Annotated in this window: 23 protein-coding genes; 2 read left to right on the forward strand and 21 right to left on the reverse strand. The window is 40.2% G+C overall.

Translation table 11 applies throughout. The features are described 5' to 3' along the window. Window positions 1–90 precede the first annotated feature (90 nt). From pstA to LRA01S_RS04690, 21 genes are all read right to left on the reverse strand, one after another. Window positions 91–978 carry a phosphate ABC transporter permease PstA gene (gene pstA / locus LRA01S_RS04590; protein ID WP_061774444.1) on the reverse strand — a complete coding sequence of 296 codons (888 nt, stop codon included), beginning with the start codon at window positions 976–978 and terminating at the stop codon, window positions 91–93. Next, window positions 978–1901, reverse strand: coding sequence for a phosphate ABC transporter permease subunit PstC (gene pstC, locus LRA01S_RS04595; protein ID WP_061774445.1), 924 nt, complete (start codon window positions 1899–1901; stop codon window positions 978–980). Before pstC ends, pstA begins: the two co-directional genes overlap by 1 nt. Before the next feature lie 81 nt (window positions 1902–1982). Next, window positions 1983–2843: a phosphate ABC transporter substrate-binding protein PstS gene (locus LRA01S_RS04600; protein ID WP_061774446.1), complete on the reverse strand. Its 861-nt coding sequence runs from the start codon at window positions 2841–2843 to the stop codon at window positions 1983–1985. 179 nt (window positions 2844–3022) lie between these two features. Further along, complete coding sequence (locus LRA01S_RS04605) at window positions 3023–3898, reverse strand: phosphate ABC transporter substrate-binding protein (protein ID WP_061774447.1); 876 nt, start codon at window positions 3896–3898, stop codon at window positions 3023–3025. A 247-nt stretch (window positions 3899–4145) separates the two neighbouring features. Next, window positions 4146–5159, reverse strand: a complete 1014-nt coding sequence (locus LRA01S_RS04610; protein WP_061774448.1) for an NAD(P)/FAD-dependent oxidoreductase — start codon at window positions 5157–5159, stop codon at window positions 4146–4148. A gap of 13 nt (window positions 5160–5172) precedes the next feature. Continuing rightward, window positions 5173–6213, reverse strand: coding sequence for an ABC transporter substrate-binding protein (locus LRA01S_RS04615; protein WP_061774449.1), 1041 nt, complete (start codon window positions 6211–6213; stop codon window positions 5173–5175). 31 nt (window positions 6214–6244) lie between these two features. Continuing rightward, the gene (locus tag LRA01S_RS04620) at window positions 6245–7006 is read right to left on the reverse strand and encodes an ABC transporter ATP-binding protein (protein WP_061774450.1); all 762 of its coding nucleotides are present in this window, start codon (window positions 7004–7006) and stop codon (window positions 6245–6247) included. A gap of 2 nt (window positions 7007–7008) precedes the next feature. Next, window positions 7009–8076, reverse strand: coding sequence for a FecCD family ABC transporter permease (locus tag LRA01S_RS04625; RefSeq protein WP_061774451.1), 1068 nt, complete (start codon window positions 8074–8076; stop codon window positions 7009–7011). A 392-nt stretch (window positions 8077–8468) separates the two neighbouring features. Then, a complete protein-coding gene (locus LRA01S_RS04630; protein WP_061774452.1) occupies window positions 8469–10109 on the reverse strand; it encodes a glycosyltransferase in 1641 nt (546 codons plus the stop codon). A 13-nt stretch (window positions 10110–10122) separates the two neighbouring features. Continuing rightward, window positions 10123–11292, reverse strand: coding sequence for a nucleotide sugar dehydrogenase (locus LRA01S_RS04635; protein WP_061774453.1), 1170 nt, complete (start codon window positions 11290–11292; stop codon window positions 10123–10125). 326 nt (window positions 11293–11618) lie between these two features. Continuing rightward, window positions 11619–12089: an SsrA-binding protein SmpB gene (gene smpB, locus LRA01S_RS04640; RefSeq protein ID WP_061774454.1), complete on the reverse strand. Its 471-nt coding sequence runs from the start codon at window positions 12087–12089 to the stop codon at window positions 11619–11621. Between the two features lie 14 nt (window positions 12090–12103). Then, a complete protein-coding gene (rnr, locus tag LRA01S_RS04645; protein WP_061774455.1) occupies window positions 12104–14407 on the reverse strand; it encodes a ribonuclease R in 2304 nt (767 codons plus the stop codon). A gap of 212 nt (window positions 14408–14619) precedes the next feature. Further along, window positions 14620–14856: a preprotein translocase subunit SecG gene (gene secG / locus LRA01S_RS04650; protein ID WP_031365773.1), complete on the reverse strand. Its 237-nt coding sequence runs from the start codon at window positions 14854–14856 to the stop codon at window positions 14620–14622. 183 nt (window positions 14857–15039) lie between these two features. Continuing rightward, on the reverse strand, window positions 15040–15963 hold the full coding sequence (gene trxB / locus LRA01S_RS04655) for a thioredoxin-disulfide reductase (RefSeq protein WP_061774456.1): 924 nt from the start codon (window positions 15961–15963) through the stop codon (window positions 15040–15042). Window positions 15964–16206: 243 nt separating this feature from the next. Further along, complete coding sequence (locus LRA01S_RS04660; RefSeq protein WP_061774457.1) at window positions 16207–16431, reverse strand: DUF4059 family protein; 225 nt, start codon at window positions 16429–16431, stop codon at window positions 16207–16209. Continuing rightward, a complete protein-coding gene (locus LRA01S_RS04665) occupies window positions 16431–17192 on the reverse strand; it encodes an amino acid ABC transporter ATP-binding protein (RefSeq protein WP_061774458.1) in 762 nt (253 codons plus the stop codon). The genes LRA01S_RS04660 and LRA01S_RS04665 overlap by 1 nt, the downstream gene beginning before the upstream one ends. Then, window positions 17189–18031, reverse strand: coding sequence for an amino acid ABC transporter permease (locus LRA01S_RS04670; RefSeq protein ID WP_239519177.1), 843 nt, complete (start codon window positions 18029–18031; stop codon window positions 17189–17191). Before LRA01S_RS04670 ends, LRA01S_RS04665 begins: the two co-directional genes overlap by 4 nt. Before the next feature lie 127 nt (window positions 18032–18158). Continuing rightward, window positions 18159–19022: a transporter substrate-binding domain-containing protein gene (locus tag LRA01S_RS04675; RefSeq protein ID WP_061774460.1), complete on the reverse strand. Its 864-nt coding sequence runs from the start codon at window positions 19020–19022 to the stop codon at window positions 18159–18161. 143 nt (window positions 19023–19165) lie between these two features. After that, complete coding sequence (locus LRA01S_RS04680) at window positions 19166–20332, reverse strand: ABC transporter permease (RefSeq protein WP_061774461.1); 1167 nt, start codon at window positions 20330–20332, stop codon at window positions 19166–19168. Further along, complete coding sequence (locus tag LRA01S_RS04685) at window positions 20319–21458, reverse strand: ABC transporter permease (RefSeq protein WP_061774462.1); 1140 nt, start codon at window positions 21456–21458, stop codon at window positions 20319–20321. The genes LRA01S_RS04680 and LRA01S_RS04685 overlap by 14 nt, the downstream gene beginning before the upstream one ends. Window positions 21459–21527: 69 nt before the next feature. Beyond that, entirely contained in the window at window positions 21528–22457 is a 930-nt protein-coding gene (locus LRA01S_RS04690; protein WP_061774463.1) for an ABC transporter ATP-binding protein, read from the reverse strand. A gap of 301 nt (window positions 22458–22758) precedes the next feature. Here LRA01S_RS04690 and LRA01S_RS04695 point away from each other — a divergent pair, with 301 nt between their 5' ends. Both LRA01S_RS04695 and LRA01S_RS04700 read left to right on the forward strand, forming a co-directional pair. Further along, window positions 22759–23862, forward strand: a complete 1104-nt coding sequence (locus LRA01S_RS04695; protein ID WP_061774464.1) for a sensor histidine kinase — start codon at window positions 22759–22761, stop codon at window positions 23860–23862. A gap of 29 nt (window positions 23863–23891) precedes the next feature. Continuing rightward, complete coding sequence (locus tag LRA01S_RS04700; protein WP_061774465.1) at window positions 23892–24533, forward strand: response regulator; 642 nt, start codon at window positions 23892–23894, stop codon at window positions 24531–24533. Window positions 24534–24637: the final 104 nt, after the last annotated feature.

The raw sequence follows: 24637 nt of genomic DNA on the forward strand, positions 1-24637 counted from the left end.
AAACTTGACCTCCGCTGATGCTCCTGCCAAGCAAGGTCATCGCGAACTTACGTCCGCTCAAAGTCTTTCTTCCTGTTTCTTTTTCCTGTTTTACGATGCTGTCAATTTGCTATGAATTTTCTTGCCGATAAAGCGTGCACCGAAATTGAACAAAAGCACAAAGATAATGAGGACTGCACTAGCTCCTGCAGAAACTGCTGCACCGTCTGGTACAGTACCTTCACCGTTAACTTTCCAGATGTGAACGGCCAATGTTTCTGCCTGACGGAAAATCGAAATGGGTGAGCTGACTGACATGGGATTCCAGTTTGACCAGTCAAGCGCTGGGGCTGATTGACCAGCTGTATAGATGAGCGCTGCGGCTTCCCCGAAGATACGACCAGATGACAAGACAACGCCTGTCACGATACCCGGCAATGCTTCTGGTACAATAACATGTAAAACTGTTTCCCAACGCGACAAGCCCAAAGCTAAGCCACCCTCACGTTGCGTATGATGCACCGCTTTTAGCGATTCTTCGACATTACGTGTCATCAAAGGAAGGTTGAAGACAGTCAAGGCCAAGGCTCCTGAGATAATCGAGAAGCCATAACCGAACTGGACAACGAAGATCAAGAAACCAAACAAACCAACGACTACTGAAGGGAGTGAGCTCAAGATTTCAATCGATGTTCTAACCAAGTTAGTTACCCAAGAATTTTGGTTGGCATACTCAGATAGATAAATTCCTGCACCAAGTGACAAAGGAAATGAAATAATCATCGTAATCACGAGTAGGAAAATACTGTTAAAGAGCTGGATACCAATCCCGCCACCGACTTCATAAGCCTTTGACGGACTAGTCAAGAAATGCCAAGAAATATGTGGTAAACCACGGACAAGAATGTACAGAAGTAAAGAGGCCAGAATCACAACGATAATGCCCGAAATCACATAGAGGACACTTGTTGCCATTTTATCAGCTTTTTTAGGATTCATTATAGTCTTCCTCTCTTCGCAATAGCGCGCATTCCAATATTAAATAATAAAGACATGAGTAATAGAATCAGCGCGAGTGACCAAAGGACATTGTTTTGAACTGTGCCCATGATCGTATTCCCGATACCTTGCGTCAAGACAGAAGTCAAGGTTGACGCAGGGGATGTTAAACTTGTTGGCAAAATTGCGGCGTTACCGACAACCATTTGAATGGCTAAGGCTTCACCAAAGGCTCTGGCCATGCCAAATACGACAGCGGTAAGAATACCTGGTGTTGCTGCACGAAGCAATACACGCCAAATTGTCTGCCACCGTGTGGCACCTAAACCAAGTGAGGCTTCTTTATAAAAGCTAGGCACGGCTTTCATGGCATCAACGGTCATTGAGGTAACAGTTGGTAAAATCATCACAAAGAGAACGAAGATACCTGACAAAAGACCAAAACCAGTACCGCCAAAGACACCACGAATGGCTGGTACAACGACAGTCAAGCCGATGAAACCATAAACAACAGAAGGAATCCCAACCAATAACTCAATAACTGGTTGCAATAGTTTTGCCCCACGATTTGGTGAAATTTCTGTCATGAAGACAGCAGCGCCAATGGCGAATGGTGTCGCCAAAATCGCTGATAGAACCGTCACGATCAGTGAGCCCGTAATCATCGGAAGCGCACCAACCAAAGGTTTACCATCAGGACCAAGCTCTGATGGATTCCAAGTCGTCCCAAACAGGAATTTGAAAGGATTGATTTTGTCTACAAAAAAGGTTGAGAACCCTTTTTGTGCCACGAAGAAGAAAATCATAGCAACAACAAAGACAATCACAGCAATACAAAAGAAAGTAATTGTCTTGCCAAATTTCTCAAGTTGGGAATTTTTTGATTTAGAAAGTAACTTTTCTTGAATATTTTCTTTTTTCATTCGATTTAATTTCTATATTAAATGTTGAGACAACTAGATTTGTAACTCTAGAATAATCGTCTCATTTAGTGTTTTGCAGTGTTATTTTGTCGTGACACGACCATCGGCATCACGTTCAACGTTCATCTGATTAACAGAAATATACCCCATCTTTTGAACAAGACTATCTTGAACTGCATCAGACAAGACGTAATCTAAAAATGATTTTGTCAGGCTATTAGGTTGCCCTTTGGTATACATGTGCTCATACGCCCAAATCGGCCAATGGTTATCAGCAACATTGGCCGTTGTCGGGTCATATCCATCGAGTGAGACTTTCGTCACTGATGTATCGATATTTGAAAAAGCTAGGTAGCTAATGGCACCAGGTGTTTGGGCAACGATTGATTTGACCATACCAGATGAATCTTGCTCTTGAGAATTTTTGGCTTGCTTGCCATCCATAATCCAACGTTCAAATGTTGAACGAGTCCCAGATCCAGCAGCTCTGTTGATCAAGACAATTTTTAAATCCTTGCCACCGACATCTTTCCAGTTGGTGATTTCACCAGTGAAAATTTGACGTAGCTGATCAGTTGTGAGCGCCTTGATGCCTACTTTATTGTTGACAATCGGTGCAATCCCTACGACTGCAACACGATGATCGACTAATTTTTTAGCATCAATCCCATCTTTTTCTTCAGCGAATAAATCCGAATTCCCAATTTGAACAGCGCCAGACTGAACTTGTGACAAGCCAGTTCCTGAGCCACCACCCTGGACATTGATAAATTTTCCAGGATTTTCTTGGGCAAATGTTTCAGCTGCAGACTCAACTAAAGGCTGTAAGGCACTAGATCCTACAGCCGTTATTGATTCACCTTTGTCTATCCACTTGGCACAACCTGATAATGTCGCAAGGACTACCAAGGCTGAGGCCAAAAGTACTATCTTTTTCCTCATAACTCCTCCAAATCGTTCAATACTTCTATTTTAACATTTATGCCACGGATAAATGTAAATTTTGTGTAAAAACTTTTGGGAGTTATGCTATGTACCCGCAAATTTGATAGGTCAAACTTGCTTCGTTGATAAGTTGTTAATTTGACGCATGAACGATTTGAAGCTTGAGTGAATTAGAATTATTTGATTTTACCGTCTTGATCGCGAGTTACTTTCATATCTTCGATAGAGAGGTAGCCTAATTTTTCAAGGAGTGTTTTATTTTTAGTCACAGCAGTGATGAATTTTTCTTGACCGTCTGTTGTGTTGCCTTTTTCTGTATACATATGTTCGTAAGACCAGATTTTCCAGTCATTTTTCGCAACATTTTTCTCAGTTGGTTTCACACCGTCGAGTTCAAGTGCTTTAATGGTGTCTTTAATGTTTGAGAAGGCAACATAGCTGATCGCACCTGGTGTTTGAGAAACCATTTGAACAACTGCACCTGATGAATCTTGTTCGCTTGCTTTGACAACTTTTGTATTGTCAAGACCATATTTTTCGAAGTTGAAACGTGTGCCTGAACCTTCTGCACGGTTGATTACTGTGATGGCTTGATCTTGTCCGCCGACTTCTTTCCAGTTGGTTACTTTACCTGAGAAGATGTCTTTCAATTGTGCTGATGTCAAACCATCAACTTTTATATCTTTATTAACAATCGGTGCAAAACCAACAACTGCTACTTTATGATCTTTAACTTTTTCTGCTAAGCTCGCATCTTTTTCTTCTGCGAAGAGGTCAGAATTCCCAATCTGAATCGCGCCGCTTGACACTTGTGACAAACCAAGACCTGAACCACCACCTTGAACAGTGATTTGCAAGTTTGTGTTTTCTTGTGTAAAGCTCTCAACGTTAGCTTCGACCAACGGTTGCAAAGCAGTTGAGCCTGCGACCGTAATTTTTTCAGACTTAGCTGTTGATGATGAAGAAGATGTTGTGCCTGATGATTTTTGTCCGCAAGCTGCGAGTGCAAAAAGTGATACGGCTGCTGCTGCGATCAAAACTGATTTTTTCATAATTTTTTCCCTTTACATATCTAACACCCACTAAGATCAGAAGACTCATCACCTAAACTTGGATTGGCTTAGGCTAGCGATTTTTTCTTTTTAGTGTTTGTCATTTCTTTATTTGTCGTAGGCACCATTGCCTTACAAAAATAATTATACCGCTGAACTGCCAAATCTTGTGTAAAAGTTACGACGATTTTTTGTAAAAAACATGTAAAAGAATGGTAAAAGGACGCTTCATAGGCGTCCTTTAGGTTTAAGAGAAGTATTGCGAGACCAAGGCTTGATTCTTTGTTTTAAAAACTTCGTTATGCGTTGAAACGATGAGGTTTGCCTCTGCCGACTCATCCAAATAGCGGGCAACTTGACCAGCTGCATTTGATCCTTCTGCCATACACGCTGCTAACATATAGTTCTTGTCAGGATAGCTCCCTAAATCACCGACAACATATAGCCCTTCAGTACTTGTTGTCGTATTTGTATCATTTTGAATGAAATCATGTCCGTGCTGCTCAACTGTTGCTAAGTCGAAGTTCTCAAACGTGATTGTATTGCCTTCTCGCTTCATACCTAGATGGATCAAGACTTGAGAAACTGGGATGACTTGGCCATCGGATATAGTAACGGCAGAGATGAGGTCACCTTCCGATGCAAAATCACTGATTTCAACTTGCGTCAAGGCAGTCACATTTTCCGAAAACTTTTCGGCATTTGGAAAGTCTGTTTTTTTCGTGACTAAAATCACCGCTTTAGCGACTTGTTGGAGCAAAAGCGCATAGCTAGATAGACTCTCGGGATTCCCATAGAGGAGGACGGTTTGATTTGTGTAAGCCTTGAAGTTGATAACTTCGCTCACTGGGTAATGTAAGTTCTCATAGGCATCTGGTATTTTCAGTTTTCTAGGTTGAATGATTCCTAAAGCTGAAGCTAAGATGACTGTTTTTGCTCGATGGTTTTGACCATCTTGACTTGTTAAGGTAAAGCCGGTCGCTTCTTTTTTGATAGTCTTAACTTGTTGGTTGTAGACAATATCTGGTGAGAATTGCTGGGCAGCATCTAATAGATTATTTGCGATATCACTAGCTAGCTTGCCTTGTGCACCCCCTAAGTCCCAGATAATATTCTCCTGGTATAAGGGAATTCTGCCCCCGAGTGTTGCGCGCGCTTCAAGTAGCTTAACTTTTAAGCCACGGATACCACACGAAAAACTACTATAAAGACCAGATGGTCCACCGCCTACAATCACCACATCATAAATTGTTTCTATCATTAGATTACCTCGTCTATTTTTTGGTAAGATCAGGATATACGACTTTGGCAAAATCTTCAAATCCAGCAAGAGATTGGTAACCATAGCCAAACATATAATTATAGTTCAAGATGTAAACTTTTTTGTTTTTAATCGCTTTTAAATTTGATACCTTATCGCTGTTGTAGAGGCCTTTAACCGTTTTTTCAGCGTTATTGGTGTCATCCCATTTTGGAATGATGATGATATCTGGATCAGATTCGATGATCTTTTCGATACTGACTGTTCCTGTTGGTGCATCGTAGGCTTGTTTTAATTTCAACATGTTGAACAAACTCACTGAAAAAGTATCGCCAGTTAATGAATAGCCACTGATATCCGCAGGGTCATTGGAATGGATATAAGCAAAAGTCTGCGTTTTCTTGACATCTTTCAGACTGTCTTTCAGCGCTGCTTCACGTGCTTTTAACTCCCCTTTAAATTTATCGGCAGCAGATTTCACATCAAAAATCTTACCCAGGTTGTCAATGTCCCCATAAATGGAGTCAAATGTCCCACCTTTGATAGAAGTCTTCATGATATAGGTCGGAATGTTCATCTCATTTAATGACTCAACTGTCCCAACGCCCCACTCAGATTTTTCAAACAAGCCACCACGACCAAAGACCATGTCAGGGTTGACAGATAAAGCTGTTTCCTGCGGAATATAGTTATCGCCTAGACTTTTAAGTTTGTCAAATTCGGCTTCAACACTTTCATCTTTTTCGCCAAAGACAGCGCCTACACCAGCGATTGATTTTTCAAGTCCGAGATGGAGTAAAAGTTCAGCCATCGGACGGGTGTTGGCTAGTACTTTTTTAGGTGCGTGCGTAAAAGTTTGCGTGCTTTCAGGCCATGTCGGATCCGCTTTGGAATCACTGCCGACGCTTTTTTTGTAATTCTTAATCCTTAGCGGATAAGTCGTTTGATCTGATTGACTTGATGATGTTGTTGACTTTTCTGCAGCCTTCTGACCACAAGCTGCTAGTGTCAAAGCAGATAGCCCTAAAACGGCTGCTGTTATAATTTTTTTCATTTTCTTTCCTTTAGTCCTTTATACATTTATATTATATTGAATAATGAAACCCCAGTTGATGCGTAATCGGATTTTCATAAATTTGACACTTGACCTGGTAAATCTCAGCGATTAACGCCTCTGTCAAGACTACCTCAGGCGTCCCTTGCGCGATAACTTCCCCATTTTTCAGGGCATAGATATAATCACAATAGCACGCCGTCAGCTCCAAATCATGCAGGGCAACAAAGGTCGTGATATTGAGATCCTTAACCGCCGTCAAAATCTCCAACTGATAGCGTATATCCAGATGGTTGGTCGGCTCATCCAAGATCATGACCTGAGGCTCTTGGGCAATGGTTCTGGCTAGGATCACCCGCTGCTTTTCCCCACCAGACAAGGAGATGTAACTCCTGTCTTTGTAGTTCATCAGATTCGTTCTTAAGAGTGCTTCCTGAACGCGTTGGTGATCATAGAGATTAGCTGCTTCCATCATCTTCTTATGGGGTGTTCGCCCTAAGAGAACCATCTGCTCAACCGTCAAGTCAAAATTCAGTTCATTAAACTGGCCGACGACGCCAAGATGTTTGGCTACCTTTTTATTAGGCGAGTTCAAAACATCGATGTCATCGATATAAATCGTCCCTTGTGTTGGGGCGATACTCTTGTAAATGCTTCTTAACAATGTCGATTTGCCTGACCCATTGGCACCAATGAGACCGACTGTTTTTTGATCTGGTACCTCGAGAGAAACCTGGCGCACAATCGACTGATGTGCCACTTCTATCTCAAGATTTCGAATGGATAATTTCATCTTTAGCCCCCAAAACTGTACCCTTTTTTGATGATAATGTAGATAAATAAAGGTGCACCAATCATGGCTGTGATAATCCCAATCGGTAGCTCCACATTATGGATCAAAATCCGAGAAATTAAATCCGCCCAAATCATAAATAAGGCACCACAAACGGCTGTTAACGGTAGCGTCACCTTGTGGTCACTGCCAAACAAGCCACGAACAATATGTGGCACGATGAGGCCGACAAAACCGATCATGCCTGAATTTGCGACGATGAGTCCTGTTATCAGCGAGGTCATAGCCATATAGACCCGGCGGTATTTGCCGAGTGACACGCCTAGTGTAATCGCTGCCTCATCTCCCAAAAGCATGACATTTAAGATTCTTGACTGGGTCAAGAAGAAAGCCAAAACCAGTAAAACCGGCGCAATCACCATGCCCAACTTAGACCATGAGGCTGATGCCAAGCTTCCCATCAGCCAAAACTGAATCGTTTTGATGCCTTCAGAGTTACCCGCTAGATAGACAATTAAGTTCGAGATCGAGCCAAATAGACTGCTAATGACTGAACCTGATAAAATCAGCTTGACACTGGTCATCCGACCACCAATATTGGATAGCATCAAAACTGATAAGGTCGCAAGCATGGCGCCAACAAAAGCCCCCAGGCCAACGCCAAACTGAGACAAGACTGAGCCTGACCCAAAGCCAATCAAAATAGCAAAGGTTGTCCCTAAAGAAGAACCTGATGAAATCCCAAGGATATAGGGATCAGCAAGTGGGTTCTGGACGACTGCTTGCATGACTGTGCCACACAAGGCCAAACCCAAACCGACAAAAATCGCTAGTAAAATCCTTGGCATCCGGATAAACCAGATAATGTTGACAGATGAGACTGGTAGATCTTTAATGGTGCTAATGGTGCCATGACTGAATTTGTTGACTAAAATTCGACCAACATCCCAAAATGAAATCTCAGCTTGCCCATTACTAACCGACACGATCACAGATAGCACGATCAGCATCAGAAACAGACCAACCCACACAATCATCGGTATTCTCCGTTTCTTGTTGATGGCGAGCATATCTTCCCCCTTTATATATAAAACTTCAAGCTGACTACTAAAGAAGTCAATAACATTATCGTTTTGCTTCTAGTGGTATTACTTAAAATATTTTTTATTTTTGTAACTATTTTAGTATAGCCGACTTTCGATAAAATGTAAATACTATTTTACATTTTGTGTCAAAATATTTTGTCAATTCACTGTATCTAATGACAGAAAAATAACTTGCGCAAGCAAGTTATCCTTTAAAAATTTCTTTTATTTAGATAGATGAGACTTATTCTATCATCGTTTTTATAAAAACTATGCCGAACATATAATCAAATGATTTAACTCATCAAATAGTGATGCAAATACGGAAAAACTGAAGATATATAATGGCTTTTGTTAGCACATTCTAATTTAAAACCTTATAGTTCAACTTTTTCTCGCGTTCCCCATCCTGTCTGTTTGTGAGTCAAATACCCAATCAGACGAATTGTTCTTAAAACGAAAAAATTCCAAACCATCGCTAATGGAAAAAGTGCAAAAATTTTAAATTTCTGCTTAATTTGCATACCTTCTCGATGAATTGCAAAATATGAAAGTGAAAGCAACATATTGAGTATCAAAGGAATGATTAGCATAAATAATAATGTCAAAAATGTGCCTTGCGTTACGAAAAAAACAATAATTTGCATACTCAAAACAGTGGTAATCGCAAATGTCAACCATGTCAAAAGTTGGCGCCAGAAAACAAAACTTGTCACGTTAAAAAATGCAATTCTCCAAAATCCTCGAATAAAACTTCCTCGCATCCAACGAAGTTGCTGTCTCAATAAATGACTAAATTTATTTGGAAAGTCTGTATAGCCAACTGATGAAAATTGTGCAACACAGCGCCCTAACATTAAACCACAAGCAGTTAAAAAACTGTCATCAGAAAACTCAATTCGTTGTCCTCTGAAAGTTTCACTCGTAAATTTCATCTCTTTAGCAAGATCAAAGACTTCCATACGATAAAAAGCAATTGGTCCATTTTTTACAGGAACGCTACCAAAAAAACTAGCCGTAGCACGCTCTATTAATTGTTGATGACCTACAAGTATTAATTCCATGATACCTGTCATGAGATTATCATTCATGTTTCTACTAGCAATAACACCTGCGACAGAGTAAACCTGTTCATCTTGAAAAGGAATAATTCCTTCAGAAATAGCTTTTTTATCCAGAGTTGTATCCGAATCAATCGTAAAAATAATATTTTCTGGACTTTCTTTGAGTCCTAAAGCATCGTATGCTTTTACTAAAGCAGCGCGCTTACCTTTGTTTTCTTGATTTATTAATTTAAAGAAAATACCTTTTTGATTAAAAATCTCTTCAAATCGATTTGATAATTGATTGTAGTTAAATAACGTACTACCATCATTGACCAAAATAATCGAAGTTGGTAAAGTTTCTTGGTGCAAAAGCGACTCAAAAGTCTTTTCTAAATTTTCAACTGGTTCATTATATGCTGGAATTAAAGCATGAACTTTTCGTTTTATTCTACTTTCCTTTTCTAAAACATAAGGTGTGTAGAACAGGGAAATTAAAAAATGAAAAACAGCTAAACCACCACAAAGTAGAAAGAAAGGAATAATGTTAACTAGAGCATGTCTACTAGAAATAGAAACACGATGATAGATATAAGCAGAAATGAGAGAAAACGTTAGTACAAACAAGAAAAACAAAACAAAACCATGACGATGAAAATAATCATGTTTTTTACTATTTGATACAGTAGTACCCCAATATCCTAATTTATATTTTCGCTTATGGAAATGACAGAGACGGGATTTAGCAATACGCCTTAAATCCGGCTTAAAACTAAAATGTACAATTAAACTGATCAATATAACTAAAACCGTTACTAATAAGGGTAATTTCCCTGATAAGATAAATTCAATAATATCTTGATGTAAAAAATGCCGCAACTCCAAATAAGTACTGCGTCCAAGAATAAAAACAGGTAAGCTAAATAATGCTATAACCAATAGGAATTCCAGTGGAATCATGACTAATTTCTTCATCTTCTTATCTCCATTAATCTCTTACAAATACATCATTCGTGTGCACTTTATCTGCGACATCGCGCAGACATTCATCCCAGCGATTTGCGACAATAATCTCTGCCACTTTTTTAAAATCTTCTAAACTATGTACAATTTTATTCTCATTAAAATGTGCGGTATTCAAAGTTGGTTCGTAAATAACTATTTCAACACCCTTAGATTTTAGTCTCGCCATGACATCTTGAATCGCACTAGATCTAAAATTATCGCTACCATGCTTCATCGTTAAACGATAAATCCCGACTGTTTTAGGATTTTTCGCCATAATCTTATCGGCTACAAAATCTTTTCGAACATCATTTGACGCAACAATCGCTGAAATTAATCTCTCTGGGACTTGACGATAATTTTGTTTTAACTGTTTGGTATCTTTAGGCAAGCAATAACCACCATAACCAAAACTTGGGTTGTTATAGTGGGAACCAATGCGCCCATCTAATCCCATTCCTTCAATAATTTCCTTAGATTCAAGTCCATTGATTTGAGCAAAAGTATCCAATTCGTTAAAATATGCGACACGAAGTGCTAAGTAAGTATTAGCAAATAACTTAATAGCCTCCGCTTCTGTCTCACCAGTATATAACACTGTTACTTCTTCATCCCACACATTTCGCAAAAATAATGCACCGATTTCTTTAGCTACGTCAGTCGTATCCCCAATGATAATTCTAGACGGATAAAGATTATCATATAGCGCTGTTCCTTCTCTCAAAAATTCAGGACAAAAGATGATGGTTTGAACATTTGGGAACATTTTTTTTAATGAAGCCACATAGCCAATCGGGATCGTAGATTTGATAATGAACTTCGCATCAGGCTTGATTCGAATTGCCTTCCCAATCACTTCTTCAATAGATGATGTATCAAAATAGTCTGTTGACTCATCATAATCTGTCGGCGTTGCAATCACCAAGTACTCACCGTGTAAGACTGCCTGCTCAAAGTCACTAGTATAGCTCACATTTGAACGTTTCTCTTTAATAAATGACTCGATGTGATCATCTACTAAAGGTGAGCATCCTTGCTGTAATAATGATATTTTATGACTATCAGTATCATAGCCTACCACCTCATCATGCTGCCCTAATAATAATGAATTTGCTAGGCCAACATAGCCTAAGCCAAATACCGATATCCTCATGTTTTCATTTATCCCTAATCTTATTTTTCTTTAGTTTTTTTAAAATAAGTAATACAACCTATTATAGGATAATATTATCCTATATGTTCCTTCTTTTTTTAACACAATAAATATAAAAAAAGGAACGTATTGAAAATTATAGACTAGAGGAGAATTTCAAGATATTTTAAGTTATAAAAAAACGTGTATCTCATAAGCGACGATTGAAACTCATATGTTTGTATAATAAAAGGCAATTAGTCAATTCATCTTATGGGTCCTATACTGGTAAATTTTTCACTTGTCTTATACAATATTTTTTTGATATCAAAAAAACCGTTGATTGCTCAACGGTTAAAGGCTTTCAGTTGTTTGGCGATGTCACGATTTTGTTCTTTACGTTTGATCGTTTCACGTTTGTCGTAATTTTTCTTACCTTTGGCAAGACCCATGAGGACTTTAGCAAAACCATCTTTGATGTAGACACGTAAGGGAACAAAACTCATGCCAGCCTGTGAAATTTCAGCTTCAATTTTTGCGATTTGTTTTTTATGCAATAAAAGTTTACGACTCCGAGTCGGATCAACATTCCAGATATTACCTTCATCGAAAGGAGAGATATGGACGTTACTGAGCCAAACTTCACCATTTCGCACCCGCGCAAATCCATCTCTGATATTGATACGTGCCTGTCTGACTGACTTGATTTCTGTGCCAGTCAGGACAATGCCCGCCTCAAATGTTTCAGTAATCTCATAGTCATAATGCGCCTTTTTATTTTGGGCGACAACATTATCTTTGACTTTATCTTTTGCCATTTACAAACGTCCTCCTATTTTTTTCTAGCAGGTTTGCCGCCTTTTTTATGAAAAGGTTTCTTGTCTTTATCTTTATTTTTCTTCCAGTCAGGGCGTTTATCACGTGAATCACGTCCGCCCCGGCTCTCTCTACTACGTTTCTCAACAGCTTCAACGACGTCTAAATCGCTGTCGACATGTTCAAAGTCAATATCACCGGTGATTTTATCCGCTTTCACCAACTTGACTTTAACAGGCTGTCCCATGCGGAACACTTTGCCCGTGCGCTCGCCTTTGAGGGTCAGATCGCGCTCGTTAAAGTTGTAGAAATCATCACCCAGCGTCGACATGTGGACCAAGCCTTCAATGGTGTTCGGAAGCGACACGAAGAAACCAAAGCGTGTCACAGATGAAATCGTCACGTCGTACTCGGTACCCACATAACTTTCCATGTACTCTGCTTTTTTCATAGCTTCAACGGCACGTTCCGCATCGATGGCGCGGCGTTCACGAGACGATGTGAGCTTAGCCACTTCAGGGATAATTTCTTCGAAATGCTCGATGACTTCAGTCGTCGGATGGCTTTCAGCACGGATCAAGCGATGCACCAGTAAATCTGGGTAACGGCGAATCGGTGATGTGAAATGCGTGTAGTACTCCGCAGCTAGACCGAAGTGACCAAGGTTATCCTCATCATAACGTGCTTGTTGCATTGAGCGCAAAAGCATGGTAGAGAGCACAATTTCACCAGGTTGACCTTTGATTTGAAGCATGAAATCTTGCAAGTCTTTTGACTGCATTTTTTCAGGTGTCCCTTTCAAAGGAATACCAAAGACTGATGCAAAATCAATAAAACGGGTTAATTTGTCAGCTTTTGGATGCTCATGCACCCGGTAGATAAATGGCAATTCACGAGTCGCAAAGCTACGCGCGACCGTTTCATTGGCAATCAGCATGAAGGACTCGATCATCATCTCAGCTGTTCCGCGTTTGCGAACTTGAATCTCGATTGGTTTACCAAGTTTGTCGACGATAATTTTCGCTTCTTGCGTTTCAAAGTCGATTGACCCACGACGGGCACGCATGCCGAGTAAAATGGCATGGAGTTTGGCCATTTGTTCTACTGATTCAGCAATCGCCGCAAATTTTTCCAAAAATTCTTGATTGCCAGCAAGCATTTCGTTGACATCAGAATAGGTCATACGTTCCGTTGTTTTAATGACAGACTGAGAAATTTTGTAATTAACAACATGGCCGTCAGGGTTAATTTCCATGACACATGACTGCGTGAAGCGATTCACACGTGGATTCAGTGAACAGATACCATTTGACAAGCGTTCAGGTAACATTGGTACGACACGGTCTGTGACGTAAGTCGATGTCCCACGGTTGAGGGCTTCTCGGTCAAGGGCAGAACCTTCAGTCACATAGTAGCTGACGTCGGCGATATGCACACCCAGCTCAATGTTGCCATTATCAAGCGCTTTGATATGAACGGCATCATCCAAGTCTTTCGCATCTGCGCCATCGATGGTGAAAGTAATTTCATCACGATAGTCAACACGATCGATGATATCTTTTTCTTCGATTTCATCTGGAACAGCATTAGCTTCAGCAATCACGTCTTCTGGGAATGGTGATGGAATACCGAGCGATTCCAAAACTTCTAAAACGTCAATCCCTGTATCCGTTGCTTTACCAATAATCTCAGTAACTAAGCCTTGGAGCACCTCTGGAAAGTCACGGTCAGGATAGTGGGTAATATCCACACGAACAATATCCCCGACTTCTGGGTGCAAGCCTTTTTTAGAAATGTTGGTTCTAAACGGAATTTTCTTGTTTTTATTGACAACGTAACCTAAGAGCGAGCCGCTATTTTTTTTCTCTTCCTCGTCAAAAGCGTAAAACTCACCGACTATGCTTGTCACAGCGCGAGACTTAATAGCCACGACTTTACCTTCGGCTTCATTGCCTTTAAGTGGATTAGCTGGTGACGTGATTTTAACTTCTACAACATCTTCGTTCATGGCAAATTTCGTGTTGCCACGTTTCACAAAGACGTCCGGTTCATTTTCACCGATTCTGACGAAACCAAAACCACGCGGATTGGCAGAGAAAGTTCCTTCTAGAACTTCTGCTTCTGGCTGTGGTAGGGCAATATTGCCCGCAGCTGTCACTTCGATGGCTTTACTTTCTTCTAATTGGGCAATTGTTTTGAGCAAATGCTTATAATCGCCAGCATCATCAGCTAATCCAAGATTGTTTGCTAACATTTTTGGCGAGATTGATTTTGAAGGCATCTGAGCCAAAAAATCAGTTACTTTTTTACTTAATTTCATATATTCTTTCTATTTTTTAGAGTTTGAAACTCATATTATTTCGTTGTGATAACACAAAAAGCCGAGATTTTATCCCAGCCTTTCTTTAGGGTCACCTATTACTCGCTGCTCAGATTGTTTTTGACAATGGCGTGATAGGTTAAGCAATTACCGCTTTCTCTATCCAGTCTCGTTAAACGGCCATCAAGCACAAAGTTTTGAGATTCCCATCATTATCTGGTAGATAAAACAACTAGTGCAAAACCAACAAGCAACCAAAGTCCAATCATCACACCAGTAAAACGTTGCATCACGGCTTCAAAACCTCGAGCTTTACGGCGTTCAAATAATTCATCGCCACCACCTGTAAAGGCACTTGCAGCGCTGTCTTGTTTAGAGGGTTGAATCATAATTGACACAATCAAAACTGCTGACAATATAAGTAAGACTGCAATTAAAATATCATAAATAACTTTTATCATCTTCTCCGACTTTCTACATCCAACATTTGGTTATTTCTGTCTTAATCAGGTCGGATGAGTAGCATCCTTTAAGATCCTGATGCTAGAAATAGCCATCACATTTTCATTATAACATAAAAATCATGACATTGCTCAAAATAAAAAAAGAACCTTTCGATTCTTCTTCATTTATCAAGCATTATCTGTGATATATTTGTAAACGCCTTGACCTGCAAGTGCACCTTCTCCGACAGCTGTCGTGATCTGGCGTAGGTCTTTTTGGCGGACATCTCCGACTGCGAAAATACCAGGTACTTTAGTCTGCATGCCTTGATCAGTGATAATCCAGCCAATTTCATCCGTGATTCCTAAATCTTTCACTGTATCTGTCATCGGATCAATACCGATATAGACAAACAAGCCACCGAATTCTTTTTCACTGATTTCACCCGTCTTAAGATTTTTAATCCGAACGCCTGTAATCTTCATGTCATTGCCCAAAACTTCTTCAACCGCTGAATCCCAGATGAATGAAATCTTTTCATTTGAGTAAGCACGTTCTTGGATGATTTTTTGAGCTCGAAGTTCATCACGACGGTGTAAAATGGTCACGGAGCTACCAAAACGAGTTAGGAAAATTGCTTCTTCTACGGCAGAGTCGCCACCACCGACAACCAAGATATCTTGGTTACGGAAGAAAGCACCGTCACAAACCGCACAGTAAGATACGCCACGCGCACCGTACTCTTCTTCACCAGGGACATTAAGATGACGATGTTGCGCGCCTGTTGCGATAATCACAGTTTTCGCTTCAAAGACCTCATCTTCAGTGATGACTTGTTTGATACCATCAGCATTGACGGTAACATTTTGGACGATGCCATAGGCATTTTCAACACCGAGTCCTTCAAGCGGTTCATGCATTTTCATCGACAAATCAGGTCCCATGATCGTTTCATAGCCTGGGTAGTTTTCGATTTCAGCAGTATTATTCATTTGGCCACCAGGTGCGCCACGTTCAAGTAATAATACTTTCAGTTCACTACGTGCTGCGTACATTGCTGCTGTCATCCCACCAGGACCAGCACCGATAACAACTGTATCATATAAAGTCATTTTTTTTCCTCACTTTTTTTAATATGCCCTTGATCACAATCTCAGGAATATAAATGGTAATTACATTCTATATTTCTCCCGTTGAATATGCAAGTATATGGTATTAAATATTCTAGGTTGTTTTTAAACCCTGTATTTTACTGTAATTTATCCTTAAAAATAGCCGCCAAATGCTAGATGTCTCTTATCTAACTTTTGACGGTTATACTTACCTCAGGTACTGCTATACTCTATATCTAGCACTTATCTAGACTTCAAAATAATCAAAACAGCCAAAACTGCGAAACTCAAGATTGGAATCGTCAAGATGTCAATCAACAACACGTCAAAAATTTTGTTTTGACGGACGCTTAAGGGCTTATCGTAATTTCTGGAAATGGTACCTAACATATAGAGACCACTGAGAACTAGGACAAGGACAGCTGAGATCAACAAAGATTTAAGATAGATGGCTAAAATAGCTTGCATTAAAGAAAACTCCCCATTTCGAGATTTTTAGTGTGACGCGCGAGAAAGGCTTTCGTTCTTGGATGTTTTGGCGCATAGAAAACGTCTTCTGGTGTACCAGACTCGATAATTTTCCCCTGTTCTAAAAAAATCACCTTGGTCGCTACGTTATAAACGAAATCCATTTCATGGCTGACGATAATCATAGTTTGCCCTGATTTTGCAGCTTGGACGATTGACTCTTGTACTTCACTGACTAGCTCTGGATCAAGGGCTGATGTTGGCTCATCTAGAAGTAATAACTCTGGTTTCATAGCGAGTGCTCGCGCGATACCAACCCGTTGCTTTTGCCCACCTGATAAAAATTTTGGATAGTAATCCATACGATCTGATAGGCCAACCTTGGCTAGTTCTTGCGCGGCTTGTGTTGCTGCTGCTACTTTATCTAGTTTTTTAACCTGGATCAAGCCTTCCATGACATTTTCAAGTGCCGTCCGACGCTCAAAAAGATTGAACTGCTGAAAGACCATGGCTGTCTTACGGCGAAGGTTCAAAATATCTGCTTTACTGATCGCTGCAAAATCTAGATGTAAGCCATCAATGTTAACCTTGCCTGAGTCAGGTGCTTCTAGGTAGTTAATCGAACGCAAAAAAGTCGATTTTCCGGCACCAGATGCACCGATCAGTGCAATCACATCTCCTGGTGCAACTTCTAAAGACACATCATCCAAGACGACTGTGTCCCCAAATTTTTTCGATAAATTTGATAGTTTGATGGTCATGCGGCATTTCCTCCACCATTGTCCACGTAGCCGTGATCAAAAGGATTACCAGTTTGAATCAAGCGGCTTTTATTTTTCTGTTTGGGTGTAATCTGTAATTTTTTCTCCAAAAGGCGAATCAAGTTTTCAAAGACGAGGTTAATGGCCCAGTAAACAAAGGCAACGGCAAGATAGCTTTCGAAGACACGGAAGCTAGAGCCACCGATGATTTTAGCTTCGGCAGTCATCTCAATAACCCCTGCGACAAAAGCAAGAGAGGTGCCTTTGAGCAAGCCCATGAGCGCATTGCCAAGTGGTGCGACAGCAACTGTTGCTGCCTCTGGCAAGGTCACGCGTTTAAAAACTTGAAAATTTGTCATGCCAAGGGACTTTGCAGCTTCAATCTGACCGACATCAACAGACTCAATCGCTGCTCGTATCGTTTCGGAGTTATAAGCTGCTTCATTAAAAGCGAAGGTTAAAATGACAAAAAGCATCGGCGAAATATCGTTGATATTATAAGCCGTGCCATAATTTAGATTGATTGATTTGAGGATCAAGGGAATCCCTGTATAAGTCAATAAAAGTTGGACGTAAATCGGTGTGCCGCGGATAAAGCTGACCGCGAGCGCACGAATTTGATTCAAGACGGGAATTCGATTGAGTTTGATCAAGGCTAGGAATAAACCTAAAACAAGGCCTATTGCCATAGCAATCAAAGTGATGATGAATGACGTTGGCACACGACTGATGATGGGTTTAAAGGCACTAACAAAGGCCTCCCAGTTAAAAATCTTGTCGAAAAACATCGTCCAAAAGTCGGTAAAGGTGTACTGCCCTTTGACTGTGACACTAATCATCACAATCACTAATACAAGGATTGCCAATATCCCCAAGGCTATTTTGCTTGCTTTTTTCATGGTGTATCAAAACTTTCTATACTATAGGGTTATGGCCTTATGATGATGACCTCTGCTGACAGTTAGATTACTTGTAGGCATCAGCTGATGGGACAAAGTCGCCACCGAAATATTTTTCTGATAACTCTTTGAGTGTACCATTTGATTGTAGCTTTTTCAAGACCTTGTCAACCTTAGTTTGTAGTTCCTTGCCTTTTTCATCTTTCGTATATAAGAAATACTCGAACCCATCGTGAGGATCTGTTGATTCTGATTCTATATTATTAACCTTAAGCGTGTCTAAACCCTTGTCCTTGATAATCGTTTTAAGGGAAATAGCATCGTATAAAAGGAAATCGATTTTGCCAGAGTCTACATCCGCTAATCGGCTGGCAGTTGGATAGCTACCATCAACATAGTTTAATTTAACTTGTTTATCTGGGTTAGCATCATTGTATTTTGATAAAATGGTTGTGAAATTGGCAGATGGGAGTACTTCTGTAGATTTACCTGCTAAATCGCCCAAGGTTTTGACTTTGAGATCAGATTTGACCGCAACGGCATTATTCGATTTAGACAAGGGTGCTGAGAAGTAATATTTTTCTGCACGATCCTTGTTCCAACCGATATCATTCGCCGCAAGCTGATAGCGTCCTGAATCAACGCCTGCGACAACACTGTCAAAATCTGTAATCTCTACTTTGAGTTTGTATTCGGGTAGTTCCTTGAAAACGGCACGCGCCACTTCTACATCATAGCCTGTTGCTTGATTATTCTCAGAATAAGTGAAGGGTTTTGTATCCGCATCCGTTGCCACGGTAATGGTCGTGACATTATCCGCTTTAGATGATTCATTTTTTTCCGCCTTCGTTGTCGACTTGCCGCATGCTACTAAGGCCACCGTTGCACTTAAAACGAAAGTTGATACAATAAATTTTTGATATGTTTTCATTTAAAAAATCTCCTTTTTCCATATTAAATCAAGATAATTTAATTTTAACATACTTCATTTGTTACCATCATAATCAAAGATTATGACCGCCATAAAAAAAATAAAACCCCTACGGATTTTATTTTGTATGTTGGACGTATCATTTAAATTTTCTGCTCTCTTAGCTTACCAACGAGCATTCCTAGACTTAGAAGTGCAATGACAAACAGTAGCTGAATGCCAAAGCCTTTGTAGAGGTCTAATTTTTGTGAAGCAGTAAACGTCGTCTGATACCCGATTAAACCGTTTGTCTCTTCATACCAATAAACCGGTAGAAATTGGGTAAATTTCTTAATAGATGGACTTAGCATCGACAGGGGAACAAATACCCCACAGAGGAAACTCATCCCTAGTCCAAGAACGTTGGTGACGCTGGAAATAATATTAGCCCTTTGGATGAATTTACTCATCAAGTAAGAAAGTGCCAACGAAACCAAAATCATCAAAGCAACATTGACCAAATAATAGGGAAGATTAGGATCTGCCAAAAATGATTTAGCACTTAGAAGGGTCGGAAGGATTATCGCACAGAGCAACCAGAGTCCGCCTCCAATAATACCCGCTCCCAACATGAGCTGCAAATTCATAGACCGATAGGAAACTGGGGCGCAAAGCATTCTTCTTTTCTTATCTGGTTCTGCGTAGATGATTAAGATGATACCGAGCGAGTAGCTTGTCATGGAAATCAAAATATAGGGCAGGTACTGAAAGAGATAATTATGAAATGGCATTTCGCCACCACTCTTATTTTTAGCGACCAATGTCACTTTTGATTTTTGATTATCATAGCGCTCAACTTTTTGCACAGCTTGTGCTACTGAGTCACCACTTTCGTGTAGGACTTTAACACTTTTTAAGAAGTTATTGACTTGATTGGTCACATAGGTACTATCAAAGCCTGGTTTGTTGATTAAAGTTAAGGGCGTCTGCTTGTCAAAATATGCCTTTTCAAAGCCTTCAGGAATTTTGATGACACTATAGACATTACTATAATAGAGATTTTCCTGGATCCTATCTGGCGTACTGATATCTAAATCACTTTTGACACTTTGTGTTTGCTTCAGATAGCTGACCAAGCTTTTAGAAAGTGCACTCTGATCTTGATCTTCTATGGCAATGCGGGTTTCAGAGCTTTTAAAGACTGCAGTTGGTTGATTGTCCCCCATTGAAAATTGTACGACAATCGCCATTGCGATAAAGATAACGAGATAAAGGCTAACGGACTTAGATTCTCGTTTGAGTAAAAGTAGAAATCCTTTAAATACTGTCATAGCGTTCCCTCCTTAACAAGCTAAAGGCGATAGCAATGCAGATCACACTCATAATGGCTAAGGTCCACATATCACGAGCATAGCGGGCGGGATTGTCGTAGACACTCAAACAATAAAAGGCATCTGCGAGAACGGCTGCGGGATTGATCCGATTAAGTAGCGGGCAGTATTTTTCGACAATGATGCCCATATTTTGAAACATGAGGCCTGCTAAAAATGACGGCACCAAGGTCAAGGCGACAGTCAAGCCCATTTTCAGATTGATGGAGGCCTTGTTTGAAGCACCTAACACAATACCCAGAGAAACACCAATCACACAACCCATGAGTACTGTGACGATAATCCCAAACAGATTATCTCCCAAACTAATGCCGAATCCCTTGGTGATATAAAGCGTGAGCAGCAGAACACTGATAAAATCAACCATCAAAATCACGATGAAATCAACTAGAATCAACGTGAGTTTAGGCGTTGGTGAAATACTCCGTCTCGCGCCTAGGGCAGATAGATTAGCTTGGGTTTCAAAGCTATTATTAACCCCTAAAAAGACGCCAGATAAACAAGCATAAGCGATCAGCGCAAAGAAACATTGCAGAAAACCTGAGGTGGTTTTACCATTTGGTGCTACAGCTTTGACAGTAGGTTTCAAATCAGACATTGTGGCAATGGCTGCAGGGAGCTTTTCTGGATGTTCTTTTGCAATATCGGAAATCATCGCAACATTTTTATTGTAGCTATCTAAGATAAGCTTTAAAATACTGGCATTCAAGTCAGATCTAGTGACAGTCAGACTTAAATCCTGATCAAGATAGAATAATCCACTGATTTTCCCATCTTCTAATTTTTCCTCGGCTGCCTTTTCTGTTGAATAAGACTTAATCGCAATCAACTTTTCCTTTTGCACTTCGGCCAGGAATGCTTTTTGTGTCTCAGTCTGAGCTGACTGAGCACGCACGACCATGGCAATCGGAATCTCAGTTGCGATTTCATCATGCTTAGCCGAGTCGCCAAAACCAAAAGACATGAAGAAAAATGTGCCTAAAATCATGGGAAAGGCAATCGTCCAAAAGAGAATTGAGCGATCTCTTAAGGTTTGTTTCAAACGATATATGAGTAAATGTCTCATGTGTATGCTTCCCTTCCTTTCTTTTATATATATGTTAATGTCGGCTTCATATCATTCAATCACCTAACTTCAATCTCTGAGTTGTTTACCAGTGATTTCTAAAAAGACATCGTTCAGTGTTGGTAATTCCGATAAGACGCGACCAAATGTCATGCCTGCTTCCTGCAGATGGGCAAGAATCCGCACCAGATTATGCTGCGAACCGGTACAGCGAATCACTAGAGTTTGACCCTGATAAGTCAAATCTAACACGTGTGGTAAACTATGAATCATAGCTAAATCTGCTTCCTCTAAAACAATATCATCAATGGTAATTGTTTCACCAACCTTAATTAATTCTTTTAAGGCTTCACTTGACCCTTCAGCAATCACTCGTCCATGGTCGATAATGGCAATCCGTGTACAAATTTGTTCCACTTCTTCCATATAGTGAGAGGTATAGATCACAGTTGAGCCTTGACGGTTCAGCTCTTGAATACCTTCTAAAATATTATTCCGGCTTTGAGGATCGACAGCTACTGTCGGCTCATCTAAAATAATGAGTTTGGGCTTATGCGCGATACCACAGGCAATATTCAAACGACGCAAGAGGCCACCTGATAATTTTTTAGGAAACATTTTAACGTAGTCTGCGAGACCAACAAAGTCAATCGCTTCCTTGACCAACTTTTGTCGTGTCGCCTTATCCTTAACGTATAAGCCACAGAAGTAGTCAATATTTTCATAAACCGTCATCTGTTCAAAGACTGCCACATTTTGCATGATAATCCCAATCTCTTGCTTGATGTCATAACTATCTACGGTCATGGGTTTCCCAAAAATCGTAATATCTCCCTTGTCGTATTTCAATAGTGCAAGTAGACAATTAATAGCTGTCGTTTTACCAGAACCATTGGGCCCGAGTAAGCCGAATATTTCACCCTCTCGAATGTCTAAATTCAGATGGTCAAGCGCTAGAACATTACCGTATCGTTTAACTAAATTTTCAATATGAATCATGAGTCTTACCTCCTCTTAAAAAATCATTTGTTTATACCTTAATTATAGCTAAACCTACTGCGCTAGGTAAGTGTTAGATGTCAGCAAACTTAGTGACAAATGTCATGAGATGATGAACGATCGTTGAAATACTAGATTTTATGGTAGATACAGTGTAAAATGGGAATAACTTAGTTAAAAAGCAATTATAAGAAAGACTTTGAGCGGACGGAGTTCGCGAATGACCCTGCTGGGACGCAGCACCAGCGTAGGACAAGTTTCAAGCATTCACGAAGTGAAATCTCAGAAAGGAGAATTAACCATGCGACGCGTTACCGATCAAGTCATTTTGATTATTTACGGACTGATTTTAGGCTGTACCATCAAGATAGATGCATCACTCGTCATAGCCTTGCTACTTGCAATCAGTTATCTAGCGATGATGACATTGGCAGATGCTAAATCGCTTTGGCGCCCTTTACTTTTCACGGGACTTTTCTACGGCTTTTCGATCATTTATCCGCTGTGTCTACTTTTTTCACCACTTATCGCCTATCATTTGATTTCAAGACAAAATAAACTCATGCTTGGAATTAGCCTGCTTTTGATTATTGATTTATCTTTTCAAAGTGATGTGATCTCACTTTTCCCAACAGGAACTTTTCTTGCTTTTGGCTTGATGATTGCTGGATACGCTGTCACTCAAACACGGCAGATTGACAAGCTCACTTCTAGTCTTCAAAAGACGCGAGATGATAGTACTGAACTAACGCTTCTGTTGCAGGATAAAAACCGGTCGCTAAGAGATAAACAAGACTATGAAATTTATGCCGCCACTCTAAAAGAACGGAACCGTATCGCACGTGAGATTCATGATAATGTCGGACACTTATTATCTCGCGCCATTTTAATTACGGGTGCCATGAAGATGACCAATCAAATTTCTGGCCTTCAAGAACCGTTTGAGAGTCTTGATAGTTCGCTTGGTGAGGCCATGGACAGTATTCGAAAAAGTGTGCATGATTTACATGATGATGCTGTTGACCTCGAGAAGGCGCTTGAAGAAATTATCGCCGATTTTAGTTTTTGTTCCGTTGACTTTTCTTATCACCTATCAAAAACCATTGCGCGTGAGGTCAAATATAACGTTATCGCCATTGTCAAAGAAGCGCTGAATAACGTCATGAAACACAGCAATGCCAACCTGGTCCAACTGACTGTCTCTGAATCCGAAGATCTTTATCAGGTGATGATTGAAGACAATGGTACGACGATCTCGCCAAACACGCCGACTAACCCACTCAATATCGAAACACGTGGGATTGGTTTGATTAACATGACGGAGCGCGTGAAAAAATTACACGGCACGATTACTTTTTATAGTCAAAATGGCTTTAGAATTTATATCAAGCTGCCTAAACATTAACCGAAATTACTAAAAAAAGGAGCATTCACATGCGTGTTTTAATCGTAGATGATGACGCCCTCATCACCAGCGCTTTAAAAATGATTCTAGAAGTCGACCAAATCGAGATTGTAGGCATTGGCCATGATGGCAGCGAAGCGATCCAACTCTACGAAGCACTCAAACCTGACATTCTACTCATGGATATTCGCATGCAAACGATGACAGGACTCGATGCCGCGAAAACTATTCTCGCGCAAAATCCCAATGCTAAAATTTTACTCTTAACTACTTTTTCTGACGACGACTACATCATTCAGGCCCTCAAGTATGGCGTCAAAGGTTATCTCATCAAACAAGATTACAGTAGCATTGTGCCTGCGCTAAATGCTGTCAGCATGGGTCAAACCGTCTTTGGTACAGAAATCATCGCTAAGATTCCAGGACTCTTACACACTGAACAGCCTGATCCTCAAGCAAGGTTTCATTATGCAGATTATGGTCTGACAGCTAAGGAATATGATTTAATCGGACTTGTCGCTGATGGGCTCAGTAATAAAGAAATCTCTGATCAGATTTTTCTAAGCGAGGGCACGATTCGTAACTATTTGAGTACTATTCTTGACAAGTTACATTTACGTGACCGCACACAATTAGCCATTTTTTATTTGACGACAAAAGATGCTGATTAACAAATTTCAGGTATCAAAAAACAGGCAACCTACGTTACCTGTTTTTTGATATCCTCAAGCTTATTTCACTTCTTCAAAGAAACTGTGCTGATTATCATTTTTCA

Source organism: Pseudolactococcus raffinolactis NBRC 100932 (assembly GCF_001591765.1).
Lineage (GTDB): Bacteria > Bacillota > Bacilli > Lactobacillales > Streptococcaceae > Pseudolactococcus > Pseudolactococcus raffinolactis.

Bases quoted from the DNA above. Each gene is read 5' to 3' on its own strand.
- LRA01S_RS04605 (WP_061774447.1), bottom strand. From the start codon at position 3,898: ATGAAAAAATCAGTTTTGATCGCAGCAGCAGCCGTATCACTTTTTGCA.
- LRA01S_RS04675 (WP_061774460.1), bottom strand. From the start codon at position 19,022: ATGAAAACATATCAAAAATTTATTGTATCAACTTTCGTTTTAAGTGCA.
- LRA01S_RS04610 (WP_061774448.1), bottom strand. From the start codon at position 5,159: ATGATAGAAACAATTTATGATGTGGTGATTGTAGGCGGTGGACCATCT.
- LRA01S_RS04600 (WP_061774446.1), bottom strand. From the start codon at position 2,843: ATGAGGAAAAAGATAGTACTTTTGGCCTCAGCCTTGGTAGTCCTTGCG.
- LRA01S_RS04680 (WP_061774461.1), bottom strand. From the start codon at position 20,332: ATGACAGTATTTAAAGGATTTCTACTTTTACTCAAACGAGAATCTAAG.
- LRA01S_RS04625 (WP_061774451.1), bottom strand. From the start codon at position 8,076: ATGCTCGCCATCAACAAGAAACGGAGAATACCGATGATTGTGTGGGTT.
- rnr (WP_061774455.1), bottom strand. From the start codon at position 14,407: ATGAAATTAAGTAAAAAAGTAACTGATTTTTTGGCTCAGATGCCTTCA.
- LRA01S_RS04620 (WP_061774450.1), bottom strand. From the start codon at position 7,006: ATGAAATTATCCATTCGAAATCTTGAGATAGAAGTGGCACATCAGTCG.
- LRA01S_RS04695 (WP_061774464.1), top strand. From the start codon at position 22,759: ATGCGACGCGTTACCGATCAAGTCATTTTGATTATTTACGGACTGATT.
- LRA01S_RS04690 (WP_061774463.1), bottom strand. From the start codon at position 22,457: ATGATTCATATTGAAAATTTAGTTAAACGATACGGTAATGTTCTAGCG.
- LRA01S_RS04635 (WP_061774453.1), bottom strand. From the start codon at position 11,292: ATGAGGATATCGGTATTTGGCTTAGGCTATGTTGGCCTAGCAAATTCA.
- smpB (WP_061774454.1), bottom strand. From the start codon at position 12,089: ATGGCAAAAGATAAAGTCAAAGATAATGTTGTCGCCCAAAATAAAAAG.
- LRA01S_RS04660 (WP_061774457.1), bottom strand. From the start codon at position 16,431: ATGCAAGCTATTTTAGCCATCTATCTTAAATCTTTGTTGATCTCAGCT.
- LRA01S_RS04685 (WP_061774462.1), bottom strand. From the start codon at position 21,458: ATGAGACATTTACTCATATATCGTTTGAAACAAACCTTAAGAGATCGC.
- pstA (WP_061774444.1), bottom strand. From the start codon at position 978: ATGAATCCTAAAAAAGCTGATAAAATGGCAACAAGTGTCCTCTATGTG.
- LRA01S_RS04630 (WP_061774452.1), bottom strand. From the start codon at position 10,109: ATGAAGAAATTAGTCATGATTCCACTGGAATTCCTATTGGTTATAGCA.
- trxB (WP_061774456.1), bottom strand. From the start codon at position 15,963: ATGACTTTATATGATACAGTTGTTATCGGTGCTGGTCCTGGTGGGATG.
- LRA01S_RS04700 (WP_061774465.1), top strand. From the start codon at position 23,892: ATGCGTGTTTTAATCGTAGATGATGACGCCCTCATCACCAGCGCTTTA.
- LRA01S_RS04670 (WP_239519177.1), bottom strand. From the start codon at position 18,031: ATGATTAGTGTCACAGTCAAAGGGCAGTACACCTTTACCGACTTTTGG.
- LRA01S_RS04615 (WP_061774449.1), bottom strand. From the start codon at position 6,213: ATGAAAAAAATTATAACAGCAGCCGTTTTAGGGCTATCTGCTTTGACA.
- pstC (WP_061774445.1), bottom strand. From the start codon at position 1,901: ATGAAAAAAGAAAATATTCAAGAAAAGTTACTTTCTAAATCAAAAAAT.
- LRA01S_RS04665 (WP_061774458.1), bottom strand. From the start codon at position 17,192: ATGACCATCAAACTATCAAATTTATCGAAAAAATTTGGGGACACAGTC.